12 protein-coding genes and 1 pseudogene are annotated in these 11,546 nt (G+C 61.7%); 5 read left to right on the top strand and 8 right to left on the bottom strand.

Annotated features, from left to right (window positions below):
- Positions 1–4: 4 nt before the first annotated feature.
- The 3 genes from KJY40_RS20315 to soxR form a co-directional block, all read right to left on the bottom strand.
- Positions 5–880, bottom strand: a complete 876-nt coding sequence (locus tag KJY40_RS20315) for an alpha/beta fold hydrolase (RefSeq protein WP_230732327.1) — start codon at positions 878–880, stop codon at positions 5–7.
- A 141-nt stretch (positions 881–1,021) separates the two neighbouring features.
- Entirely contained in the window at positions 1,022–1,480 is a 459-nt protein-coding gene (locus tag KJY40_RS20310) for a VOC family protein (protein WP_074687912.1), read from the bottom strand.
- Positions 1,481–1,620: 140 nt separating this feature from the next.
- Positions 1,621–2,079 (bottom strand): redox-sensitive transcriptional activator SoxR, encoded by a 459-nt coding sequence (gene soxR, locus KJY40_RS20305; RefSeq protein ID WP_230732325.1) that lies wholly within the window; start codon positions 2,077–2,079, stop codon positions 1,621–1,623.
- A gap of 90 nt (positions 2,080–2,169) precedes the next feature.
- Between soxR and KJY40_RS20300 the strand changes: the two genes are divergently transcribed.
- Positions 2,170–2,535 (top strand): antibiotic biosynthesis monooxygenase, encoded by a 366-nt coding sequence (locus KJY40_RS20300; RefSeq protein ID WP_007955823.1) that lies wholly within the window; start codon positions 2,170–2,172, stop codon positions 2,533–2,535.
- Here KJY40_RS20300 and KJY40_RS20295 read toward each other — a convergent pair.
- Genes KJY40_RS20295 through msuE form a run of 4 tightly spaced genes read right to left on the bottom strand, consistent with a single transcriptional unit; the run spans position 2,532 to position 6,576 of the window.
- Complete coding sequence (locus KJY40_RS20295) at positions 2,532–3,635, bottom strand: sigma-54 interaction domain-containing protein (RefSeq protein ID WP_230732322.1); 1,104 nt, start codon at positions 3,633–3,635, stop codon at positions 2,532–2,534. The two genes, KJY40_RS20300 and KJY40_RS20295, sit on opposite strands and share 4 nt — an antisense overlap.
- Positions 3,636–3,658: 23 nt before the next feature.
- A complete protein-coding gene (locus KJY40_RS20290) occupies positions 3,659–4,846 on the bottom strand; it encodes an acyl-CoA dehydrogenase family protein (RefSeq protein ID WP_230732319.1) in 1,188 nt (395 codons plus the stop codon).
- Positions 4,847–4,856: 10 nt separating this feature from the next.
- Positions 4,857–6,002 carry an FMNH2-dependent alkanesulfonate monooxygenase gene (gene ssuD / locus KJY40_RS20285; protein WP_230732316.1) on the bottom strand — a complete coding sequence of 382 codons (1,146 nt, stop codon included), beginning with the start codon at positions 6,000–6,002 and terminating at the stop codon, positions 4,857–4,859.
- Positions 6,003–6,012: 10 nt separating this feature from the next.
- Positions 6,013–6,576, bottom strand: coding sequence for an FMN reductase (gene msuE / locus KJY40_RS20280; RefSeq protein ID WP_007955830.1), 564 nt, complete (start codon positions 6,574–6,576; stop codon positions 6,013–6,015).
- 389 nt (positions 6,577–6,965) lie between these two features.
- Between msuE and KJY40_RS20275 the strand changes: the two genes are divergently transcribed.
- The 4 genes from KJY40_RS20275 (at position 6,966) to KJY40_RS20260 (ending at position 11,189) form a co-directional block, all read left to right on the top strand.
- Positions 6,966–7,235 (top strand): hypothetical protein, encoded by a 270-nt coding sequence (locus tag KJY40_RS20275; RefSeq protein WP_085700142.1) that lies wholly within the window; start codon positions 6,966–6,968, stop codon positions 7,233–7,235.
- A gap of 101 nt (positions 7,236–7,336) precedes the next feature.
- Positions 7,337–7,951: a LysE family translocator gene (locus KJY40_RS20270; protein ID WP_230732312.1), complete on the top strand. Its 615-nt coding sequence runs from the start codon at positions 7,337–7,339 to the stop codon at positions 7,949–7,951.
- Positions 7,952–8,156: 205 nt separating this feature from the next.
- On the top strand, positions 8,157–9,323 hold the full coding sequence (locus KJY40_RS20265; protein WP_230732310.1) for an aminotransferase class V-fold PLP-dependent enzyme: 1,167 nt from the start codon (positions 8,157–8,159) through the stop codon (positions 9,321–9,323).
- Between the two features lie 57 nt (positions 9,324–9,380).
- On the top strand, positions 9,381–11,189 hold the full coding sequence (locus tag KJY40_RS20260) for an aminopeptidase P family protein (protein ID WP_230732308.1): 1,809 nt from the start codon (positions 9,381–9,383) through the stop codon (positions 11,187–11,189).
- On the opposite strand, the pseudogene KJY40_RS20255 reads toward KJY40_RS20260, so the two are convergent.
- Positions 11,182–11,520, bottom strand: a pseudogene (locus KJY40_RS20255) (LysR substrate-binding domain-containing protein); the annotation flags it as partial. The gene KJY40_RS20260 and the pseudogene KJY40_RS20255 overlap by 8 nt on opposite strands.
- Positions 11,521–11,546: the final 26 nt, after the last annotated feature.

Genomic DNA, 11,546 nt, shown 5'->3' with positions numbered 1-11,546 from the left:
GGAATCAGCGGAGAAAGTCGAGCGCTTCGGTCAGCAACAGTCCAGGGACTTCTTCGGCGAGGTAATGTCCGGCAGGCAGGGCTTTGCCCCGTACGTCGGTGGCAACCTGTTGCCATTCCTTGAGCGGATCGAAGCAGCGACCGACGGTGCCCTCGGCGCCCCACAGCACGAGTAACGGCAGGTTCAGATGACGATCGGCCGCGAGATCGGCGCGATCATGTTCCAGGTCGATGCCGGCACTGGCGCGGTAGTCCTCGCAGATCCCCCGAGCACTGCCGGGACGTTCCAGGCAACGCCGGTATTCGCTGAAGGCCTCGTCGGTGAAGGGTGCAAGTCCGGCGCTGCGGCTGCCCATGACACTGCGCAGGTAACCTTCAGGATTGGCTTCGATCAGGGTTTCCGGCAACGGCGCCGGGCGGATCAGGAAGAACCAGTGCCAGTAGGCGCGGGCAAAGGCTTCATTGGTCTGGCTGTACATCGCCAGCGTCGGCGCGATGTCGAGCAGGACCATGCGCTGCACAACCTCGGGATGATCGAGCGCCAGGCGATGGGCGACTCGCGCGCCACGGTCATGGGCAAGGATCGAGAACTGCTCGAAACCCAACGCCTTCATCAATTGCACGCCGTCGCGGGCCATCTCGCGCTTGGAGTAATTGAGATGAGCCTCATCCGCCGGCGGGCGGCTGCTGTCGCCATAACCGCGCAGGTCGGCGGCGACCACCGTGAAGTGCTCCGCCAGTTGCTCGGCGATCTTGTGCCAGATGACGTGGGTCTGCGGGTGACCGTGCAACAGCAGCAGGCCCGGGCCGCTGCCTTTGAGACGGTAGCTGATGTCCACACCGTTGACATGGCGCTGTTCTTTGACGAATCCGGCAAACATCGGGTGATCCTTTATTCAGGCGAGTGGCCTGCATCCTGAAATCGCCGGGCGTTCATGACAAGACGTGAAGCGTGGTTCGACGGTTCATGAATCGTGTTCGCCCATCCCCGCGCGCTGCGCGGGAATGGACACTCGGCGTTGCTAACCCTGCTGGAACATCTCCTTCGCCCGCTGCTCGATCTGCGCCTGGGTCAGGTCCTCCTTGCGCGTGGCGAGAAACCACAGATGCCCGTACGGATCTTTCAATGTCCCGCTGCGGTCGCCGTAGAACTGATCCTTGACCTCGGACACGCTGGTGGCGCCGGCCTCCAGCGCACGCTGAAAGGATTTGTCGACATCGGTCACGTACAGATGCAAACCGACCGACACTGCTTTGTCCGGATTGCTCAACGGCCCTTGATCGCATGGCGAGCCGAGCATGATCGCGCTGTCACCGATGCGCAGTTCGGCGTGGCCGATGCCGCCGTCGGGCATGCTCAGGCGCATGACTTCGGTGGCACCGAACGCCTTTTTATAGAAGTCGATGGCTTCGGCAGCTTTGTGAATGCCGAGGTACGGGGTAATGCTGTGATACCCCTCGGGAATGGGTTTGACGCTCATGGCGGTACTCCCTGTGTTGTTATTAGAGGTTGAAGGTGTGCCTTCGCCGGGGTTGCCGGTCGCTCAACTATAGATCCGTGTCGCCGCCATGGCCGAACAGCCGACGAGCAGCCCTCGCGACGCCGGAGCGGAGCGAGTCCTCAGTCGGGAACGTCGAGAAAATGCGCTCCCGGCCCTTGGTCGCCCAGCACATCGCCCTGATTGCGCAGCGGGCAGGCCTCCATCGACAGGCATCCGCAACCGATGCAACCGGTCAGTCGATCCCGCAGCAGCATCAACTGATTGATCCGCTCGTCCAGCTCCCGCCGCCACTGCTCCGACAACACTTTCCAGTCCGCCGCCGTGGGTGCGCGGTTGTCCGGCAACTGCTTCAACACCTCGCCGATTTCCGCCAGTGGAATGCCCAGCCGTTGCGCCACCTTGATCAACGCCACCCGCCGCAGCACTTCCCGTGGATAACGCCGCTGGTTGCCGGCATTGCGCTGGCTCTTGATCAAGCCCTTGGATTCATAAAAGTGCAGGGCGGTGACCGCCACGCCGCTGCGGGCCGCGACTTCGCCGACGGTCAGTTGCTTGTGAATATTTTCCGCAGTGATCATTTGCAAATTGCCCCTTGACCTCTAGTTAAGTCGAGGTTTTACCCTGCAGGCCTTCGAATCGCAAGATTCGTCTGACAGAGTGGGGATGTCATGCAAGCACCAGCGAAAAACCGCAGCTTTACCCAATTGATCGAATTTGAAATCGAACCCGGCCAGCAACCGGCGCTGGTCTCGGCGCTGGCGGTGCAGACCGAACGTCTGGCCCAGCGTTACGCCGGTTTCGTCAGTGCCAGCGTCCAGGCCAGCGACGACGGTCGGCGAGTGTTGAGCTTTCTGCAATGGCAGTCCCGCGAGGCGGGGGAGGCGGCGTTCCAGAGTTTCGAAACCGGCGAGCAGGATTTCTGGCAACTGATCCGCACTCATCAGGCGCGCACCGTGACCTTCGGTTCATTCCAGGTGCTGAGCAGCATCGCCCGCAGTCATGACGACGGCTTGCACTGCCAACTGGTCGGCTAGATCGACAGCTGGATCAAGCGCTCGCCTTGCAGATTTTCCGTGGGCCGCCGCTTGTTTACCGCCAGTTCGCCGATCTTGATCAGCCGCGTGCGGGTGACGTTGCGGCTCAGGCCGAGCAAGGACGCGGTGTGCACCTGGTTGTAATGGCAGAAGCGATAGGCCGCGCGTAGCAACGCGTCTTCGACTTTTTCATGCAGGGCGCCGGCCTGTTGCTCGAAGAGTTTCTGGAAGGCGCGCTCCAGCAGCGCTTCCGGTGAGTCGTCGGCGGTCGCGTGCTGATCGTCGGGACGGTCGATGCGCAGGTTCGACAGGCGCAGATCGTCGCGTTCGATCACGCCGTTACGGCAGATCAGCAGCGTGTGATGAATGACGTTTTCCAGTTCGCGGATGTTGCCCGGCCAGCTGTAGCCGCGCAGCTTGTGCTCGGCGCCGGGGCTGATGGTGATGCGTCCGTAGCCCAGGCGCTGACTGTAGGCCTCGATGAAATGCCGGGTCAGCGGCAGGATGTCACCGGGCCGATCGCGCAACGGGCTCAGCTCCAGATTGACCACGTTCAGCCGGTAATACAGATCCTCGCGGAAATGCCCGGCGTTGATGGCTTTCTCCAGTTGCACGTTGGTCGCCGCCAGCACCCGCACATCGATGGGAATGCTCTTGCGCGAACCCAGGCGCACCACTTCACGCTCCTGCAACACCCGCAGCAATTTGACCTGAATGGCCATCGGCAAATCGCCGATTTCATCGAGGAACAAGGTGCCGCCATCCGCCTCCTCAAACCATCCGGCCTTGGCGCTGAGGGCGCCGGTGAAGGCGCCTTTTTCGTGGCCGAACAGTTCGGCTTCCACCAGCGATTCGGAAAACGCGCCGCAGTTCACCGCAATGAACGGCCGGTTGCGCCGGTTACTCAGGTTGTGGATATGCCGCGCCACCAACTCCTTGCCGGTGCCGGTTTCGCCGATGATCAGCACGCTGGCTTCGCTCGGCGCGACTTGTTGCAGATGCGCCAGCAGGGCCTGGGATTTCGGATCTTCGAACACCTGGGCGGTGGCGCGAATCGACGTGGCCAGGGCGGGTGAGTGTGGCAGGGTCAGCAGTTGCATGGGTCTCGCTCCACGAAAGGAAATCAGGAATAGAACGTCGGCACCGGCAGGGACTGGTTCAGCGCCCAGTCACCCAGCTCGTGGAGTTTGTAATCCAGCGGGTCGTGCAGGGTTTGCGTGCGCAGGTTGCGCCAGTGTCGGTCCAGACGCAGCGACGCGTGGGTCGAACGGGCGCCGGTGACTTCGAACAATCGGCTGCAAATCTCCAGGCCCTGGCGGCTGGCGGCGACCTTGGCGGTGGCAATCGCCGTGGCCAGGTGACCGCGTTCTTCGGTGCTGAGGTTCGGGCCTTTGGCCCAGGCTTCGTCGAGCAACGCGGCGGCGCGTTCCACCAGCAGACGGATGCCCTCGAGGGCGACCCAGAATTCGCCGTAATGGGCCAGCACGTAAGGATCTTCACGCACCTCGCGCACCGAGGATTTGTGCCAGACACGGGTTTCACTCAGGGTGTATTGCCGCGCCTCTTCAAAAGCACCTTCGGCGATGCCGAGGAACATGTGGGTGAACGTCAGTTGCGCGATCAACGGGCGCAAGCAGGCGTACGGTGTGCTCAGCGGCCCCGGATCCAGCAGCAGTTCCGATTCTTCGACCCGCACCCGTTCGAACGTAGCGCTGCCGCTGTCGGTCTGGCGCTGGCCGATGTTGTTCCAGTCGTTGTGCAAAGTGATGCCGCTGCGGCCACTGGGGATCGCCGCGATCAGCAGTTTGCCGCCGTTGCTTTCGTCCACCGCCGAGGCGATCAGCATCTGCGAATCGCTGGCGCCGGAGCAGAAGCTCTTCTTGCCGGAAAACTCGCGCCAGCCACCCAGATCCTTGACCACGGTGCGGGTGTCCAGCGGATTGAGCGCGTTGCCCCAGAACCAGTTCTGCCGCGCGGTCTGTTCGAACCACGGCTGCCATTGTTCCGGGCGGGAAAACAGCCGCACGGTGGCGAGCATCAAATGATGAAAGCCGAAGACGTGGGCGATCGAGCTGTCGACCTTGGCGAACTCGCGCACGACTTCCAGAGTTTCGCTCCAGCGCGCGCCGAGGCCGCCGTAACGGGTGGGAATGCTCAGGGCCAGCAGACCGCTGTCGCGCAGGGCGTCGCGTTCGGCTTTCGGTGTGCCGCCACGCTCGTCGCGCTCGACGGCGGTCAGGGCAAATTCGGCGGCCAGTTGGCGGGCGGTCTGCAACGGGGAGAGCAGGGTGCTTTGCGGTTTGGCAGTCACTCGGTCTTCCTCAGGCGTTGGCTTTGGCGGGCAGTACATCGTTGGCGATCATTTCGCCGAACGGCCCGGTGAGGTTGGTGACACCGCGTCCGGCCAGACTTGCATACGGCTCGGGCAACAACGGGAACACCAGCTCGGCAAAGCGGTAGGCCTCTTCGAGATGCGGGTAACCGGAGAAAATGAAGCTCTCGATGCCCAGATCCGCGTACTCCTTGATTCGCGCCGCCACTTGCTGCGGATCGCCGACCAATGCGGTACCGGCACCGCCGCGCACCAGGCCGACGCCGGCCCACAGGTTGGGGGCGATTTCCAGGTTGTCGCGACGTCCGTCGTGCAGGGCGGCCATGCGTCGCTGGCCTTCGGAATCGAAGCGGGAAAAGGATTTCTGCGCGGCCTCGATGGTTTCGTCGCTGATGTGTTCGATCAGTTTGTCGGCGGCTTTCCAGGCTTCTTCGGCGGTCTCGCGCACGATCACGTGCAGGCGAATGCCGAACTTCACTTTGCGCCCGTGACGGGCGGCGCGTTCACGCACGTCGGCGAGTTTCTCGGCGACCGCGGCCGGTGGCTCGCCCCAGGTCAGGTACACGTCCACCTGTTCGGCGGCCAGATCGTGGGCCGCTTCGGAGGAACCGCCGAAATACAGTGGCGGATAGGGTTTCTGCACCGGTGGATACAGCGCCTTGGCGTTCTGTACTTTCAGATGTTTGCCTTCGAAATCCACCGCCTCGCCTTGCAACACCCGGCGCCAGATCTTGAGGAATTCGTCGGTGACTTCGTAGCGTTCGCTGTGGCTGAGGAAACTGCCGTCGCCACGGTTTTCGTCGGGATCACCGCCGGTCACGACGTTGATCAGCAAGCGGCCGTTGGACAGTCGATCCAGGGTCGCGGCCATGCGCGCCGAGACGGTCGGCGAAATGATCCCCGGACGGATCGCCACCAGATAACGCAGGCGTTCGGTCAGCGGCACCAGCGCCGAGGCGATCACCCAAGAGTCTTCGCAGGAACGGCCGGTGGGAATCAGCACGCCGTGGTAGCCGAGGCTGTCAGCGGCTTGCGCCACCTGCTTCAGGTAATTGAGGGTGACCGGGCGCGCGCCTTGGGTGGTGCCCAGATAGTGACCGTCGCCGTGGGTCGGCAGGAACCAGAAAACATCCATGAACAGCTCCTTAAGCGATTTTCAGCAACGGTTTGATGTGAGTGCCGAACAGCGGCGCGGCGCGTTCGGCGGCCAGGCGGATACGTGCCTTGAGCGGTTCGCTGGTGATCTGGTAGTCGGCGAAATCGGCTTCGGTGGCATACACCCCAATCGGCAGGGTCACGGCCTGGAAGAAACTGAACAGCGGGCGCAACTGGTGATCGAGCACCAGCGCATGGCGTTCACTGCCACCAGTGGCGGCGAGCAGCACAGGCGTGTCGATCAGCGCATTCAGGTCGATCAGGTCGAACAAATGCTTGAGCAGCCCCGGATAGGAACCGCGATACACCGGCGCCGCGACGATCAGCAGGTCAGCCTGTTCGATGGCTTGCAGCTCGGCTTCGATCTCGGCCGGCAGTTCCTGACGGGACAGTGCGGCGCCCAGCGGGCGGGCGATGTCACCGAGTTCGATCAGGTGACTCTCGACCGGCAGGTGCCCGGACAATTCGGCCAGCAGGGCCTGGGTCAGCACCAGGGTGCGGGACGGACGCCAGGTTCCGCCGGACAGGGCGACGACTTTCAGTGGACGCGACATGGTCAGTTCCTTTTTCAACAGTTGCTCGGCGAGCAGTGAGTAGTCACTGGAGCAGAGCAAGCGCTGTACCAATTCCTGTAAAGCCCGTATTCCGGGGCTTTGAGCGTTGTCGGCGGCTGTGCTCGTGTGACTTTCAGGCCGGTTTGTTGAACCGCTGTTGCCTGGGAAACAGTTGCTGGAGCAACAGTGCCGAAGGCGATGAAGGATTTATAAAGACTGACTGTTATTCCGTAAAAGACTGTTAATTGATATTGATAGGTCTTTTGAGAATATAAAGGGCGAACCCTGCCCGAATTCTGATAGCCACTATTGAGAGCGTTGATTTCTGCCAAAGCGTGCCCGGGCGTAGCCTTTCTCCATCGACCCACACTGCTCGCCAGGACGCTCCCATGAATCGTTTACTGACTGTTTCGCTGATGCTCGCTGTCTCCGTTCTCGCCGGTTGCGCGAGCCACGTTTCCCCGGAACTGCGCCCTTACACGGCGGAAGAAACCCGCGAACTGGCCCTCGAAACGCTGAATCGTCGCGGCCTGTCGTTCGAGGAATACCATGCGAAAAAAGCCGAATTGCTCGGCCAGCCGCAGAAGACTTTCGGTTTCGACAACAAGGGTGAAATGAGCGCCGAGCGGGCCGTACAGCTGCACGGTCGTCCAAGCTGATCGCCAACTGTACTGCTCGAAGTTTTACCCAACTGTCCGTGGGTTTGCGCGGCGCCGTGGGATAGGGTCAACACCTGAATGACCCTGACGGACTGCCTGCCATGACCCTCTCGCTCGACCTGCTGCTGGGCTTTGCCCTGTTTGCCCTTGTTACCTCGATCACACCGGGGCCGAACAACACCATGTTGCTGGCATCGGGCGTGAACTTCGGTTTCAACCGCACCATCCCTCATATGCTTGGCATTACCTGCGGCTTCTTCGTACTGGTGGTGGCGGTCGGTTTTGGCCTGGGCGCGGTTTTCCAGACTTATCCTCTTCTTTATACGGTGCTGCGTTACATCGGCGCGGCCTACTTGCTGTATCTGGCGTGGAAAATCGCCCATTCCGGCCCGGTCGGCGACAGCGAGCAGGGCGAGGCGAAACCGATCAGCTACCTCGGCGCGGCGGCTTTTCAGTGGGTCAATCCCAAGGCGTGGATCATGGCCATCGGTGCCATCAGCACGTACACGCCGATGCAGGGTTATTTCACCAATGTGATCGTGATTGCGGCGGTGTTCGCCATCATCAACCTGCCGAGCGTCGGCGTCTGGGCGGCGTGCGGGACCTTGCTGCGCAACGTACTGAAGGATCGTCGCTGGTTGCGGGTGTTCAACTGGGGCATGGCGGCGCTGCTGGTGATTTCGCTGTATCCGTTACTCCTTGAAAGCTTTAGCTGACGCAGTGCTACAACCACCCGCCCGATGCCTGTTAAAGTCGCGTTCAGGAGCGTTCCTACGCACTTTTAATGAAGTTGTTCTTCTTTAACGGCATCCGATCAGGTATTGATGACGCTCTCGAACCCGGACGCAGCTCACAAGGCTGCGTCGTGCCGTTTGTAGACACGAGCTTCCTGATCCCGGAACACGCTCTGCGAGTCTTTTTATGAACACACGTCCGCTGTATTTCGATTACGCTGCCACCACCCCGGTGGACGAGCGGGTCATCCAGGTGATGATCGAGTGTCTGGGTTTCGACGGTAACTTCGGCAACCCTGCCTCCAGTTCCCACGCCTTCGGCCAGCAGGCCCGGCAAACGGTCGAGAACGCTCGCCGACAGGTCGCCGAACTGGTTGGCGCCCAGGCGCAGCAAATCGTCTGGACCTCCGGCGCTACAGAATCCAACAACCTCGCCCTTAAAGGTGTGGCCCAGGCCCGTGGTGTGTCCGGCGGGCACATCATCACCAGCCAGATCGAACACAAGGCCATCCTCGACACCGCCCGGCAATTGCAGGACGCCGGTGTCGCCGTCACTTATCTGGTGCCGGACGCCGAAGGTCTGATCACCCCGCAAGCGGTCAGCGAAGCGATGCGCGATGACACCTTTCTGGTGTCGCTGATGTTGGTTAACAATGAACTCGGCACCGTCAACGACATCCCGGCCATCGGCGAAGTGGTGCGTGGACGCGAGGCGTTGTTCCATGTCGACGCGGCGCAAGGCGCCGGCAAGGTCGCGATCGATCTGGCGAAATGGCCGGTGGATCTGATGTCGTTCTCGGCGCACAAGCTTTACGGCCCCAAAGGCATCGGTGCGCTGTACGTCGGTCCGCGTGCGCAACAGCGTTTGCAGGCGCAGATTCACGGCGGTGGTCACGAGGGCGGACTGCGTTCCGGTACGCTGGCGACTCACCAGATCGCCGCCATGGGCTCGGCCTTTGCCCTGGCCGCCGAAGCGTTTGATGACGAGAAGAAAACCATCGTCGCGCTGCGCGAGCGTCTGCTCGAACAACTCTTGAGCCTGCCCGGCGTACGCCTCAACGGCAGCAGTACCCAACGTATCCCGCACACCTTGAGCCTGACCTTCAGTGAAGGCGAGTTCAACCCGGCGGCGCTGAGCCATTCGATTGCGTTTTCTGCGACTTCGGCCTGCAACTCCGCCAGCAATACACCGTCCCACGTGCTGCTGGCATTGGGGCACGATGCGCATTTGGCCGGCCGTACCATTCGTCTGAGCCTCGGTCGTTTCACCACCGCCGAGGACATCAACAAGGCTGTAGAACTGATCAAGACCGCCTGCGCCAGTGCTCCGGCATTCTGGGCGACAGGGCTTTAACGAGCCGGCTTCGAACGGCACCGAACAATAACGATGAAGTGATTGGCAGGAGACATGATGAGTACCCAGACTTTGACCGAAGGAACGGTTCCCCAGCGCCTCGCGCACACCCGTGAACTGATGCGTCGCGAAGGTATCCACGCGTTGCTGGTGCCGTCCGCCGACCCGCACCTGTCGGAATACCTGCCGGGTTACTGGCAGGGCCGGCAATGGTTGTCGGGTTTTCACGGCTCGGTCGGCACGTTGATTGTGACCACCGATTTCGCCGGGGTCTGGGCTGACAGTCGTTACTGGGAACAGGCGACCAAGGAACTCAAGGGCAGCGGCATCGAACTGGTGAAACTGCAACCGGGTCAGCCGAGCCCGCTGGACTGGCTGGCCGAACAGACGCCGGAAGGTGGTGTGGTCGCGGTCGACGGTGCGGTGATGGCCGTCGCGTCGGCGCGTACGCTGGGCGGCAAGCTCGAAGCGCGGGGCGCCAGTCTGCGTACCGACATCGACTTGTTGAAAGAAGTCTGGAGTGATCGCCCGGCGCTACCGAACGCGCCGATCTATCAGCACCTGCCACCGCAGGCGACCGTCAGCCGTGGCGAGAAACTCGCCAAACTGCGTGAAACCCTGCAGGAACGCGGCGCCGATTGGCACTTCATCGCCACCCTCGACGATATCGCCTGGCTGTTCAACCTGCGCGGCGGCGATGTGTCGTTCAACCCGGTTTTCGTATCCTTTGCGCTGATCAGCCAGCAACAAGCCACGCTGTTTGTGGCCTTGAGCAAGGTTGATGCCGAGCTGCGTGCCGTGCTGGAAAAGGACGGCGTGACCCTGCGTGACTACAGCGAAGTCGCCGACGCCTTGCGTGCGATTCCGAACGGCGCGAGCCTGCTGGTGGATCCGGCGCGGGTTACCAGCGGTCTGCTGGACAACCTCGACAGTGGCGTGAAGCTGGTCGAAGGCCTGAACCCGACCACCCTGGCCAAATCGCAGAAGAGCCTGGCGGATGCCGGGCACATTCGTCAGGCGATGGAGCAGGATGGCGCGGCGCTGTGCGAGTTTTTCACCTGGCTGGAGTCGGCCTGGGGTCGCGAGCGCATTACCGAGCTGACCATTGACGAGAAACTCACGGCGGCCCGTGAGCGTCGTCCGGATTATGTGTCGCTGAGTTTCAATACCATTGCCGCCTACAACGCCAACGGCGCGATGCCGCATTACCACGCCACCCCGGAAGAGCACGCGGTGATCGAAGGTGATGGCTTGTTGCTGATCGATTCCGGTGGTCAATACCTGGGCGGCACTACCGACATCACGCGCATGGTGGCTGTTGGTACGCCAACCGAAGAGCAGAAGCGCGATTGCACTCGTGTGCTGAAAGGTGTGATTGCCTTGTCCCGTGCGCGATTCCCGAAAGGCATTCTGTCGCCGTTGCTGGACGCGATTGCCCGCGCGCCGATCTGGGCAGAGAACGTTGACTATGGTCATGGCACCGGCCACGGCGTGGGTTACTTTCTCAACGTTCACGAAGGTCCGCAGGTGATTGCCTATCAGGCGGCGCCGGCACCACAAACCGCCATGCAACCGGGGATGATCACTTCCATTGAACCGGGCACTTATCGTCCGGGCCGTTGGGGTGTGCGGATCGAGAACCTGGCGATGAACGTTGAAGCAGGAAGCAGCGAATTCGGCGAGTTTCTCAAGTTCGAAACCCTGACCCTGTGCCCGATCGACACTCGCTGTCTGGAGCCGTCGTTGCTGACGCAGGAAGAGAAACAGTGGTTCAACGCCTATCACGCCGAGGTGCGCGAGCGTCTGAGCCCGCTGCTTGAAGGCGCGGCACTGGAATGGCTGAACACGCGTACTGCTGCTATCTGATCGGTTGAAGCTCGGGCGCTGCTGCCAGCGCCTGGGTCATGAAGTCGACAAACGCATTGACCCTGGCGGACTGGCGACGGTTCGCCGGGGACACGGCGTGAATCGGCAATGATCGGGTCTGATAGTCCTGCAACAGGGCGACCACTCGACCCGTCTTCAAATCCTCGCTGAACAGCCAGACCGGTGACAGCGAAATCCCCAGTCCTCCCAAGACCATTTCGCGGATCGCTTCGGAGTTGTTGCTCTGGGTGTTGCCCTGGATGCGCACTTCGTGGTGGTGGCCATCCTTCTCGTAGGTCCACAGGTTCTGATTGCTGAGCAGGTTGAATTGACGTCCAGCTCTTCACTGAAATGCCC

The sequence above is a fragment of the Pseudomonas fitomaticsae genome (genome assembly GCF_021018765.1).
GTDB lineage: Bacteria > Pseudomonadota > Gammaproteobacteria > Pseudomonadales > Pseudomonadaceae > Aquipseudomonas > Aquipseudomonas fitomaticsae.
The sequence above is the reverse complement of the archived record's forward strand: the minus strand, read 5'-3'. Positions and strand labels throughout refer to the sequence as shown.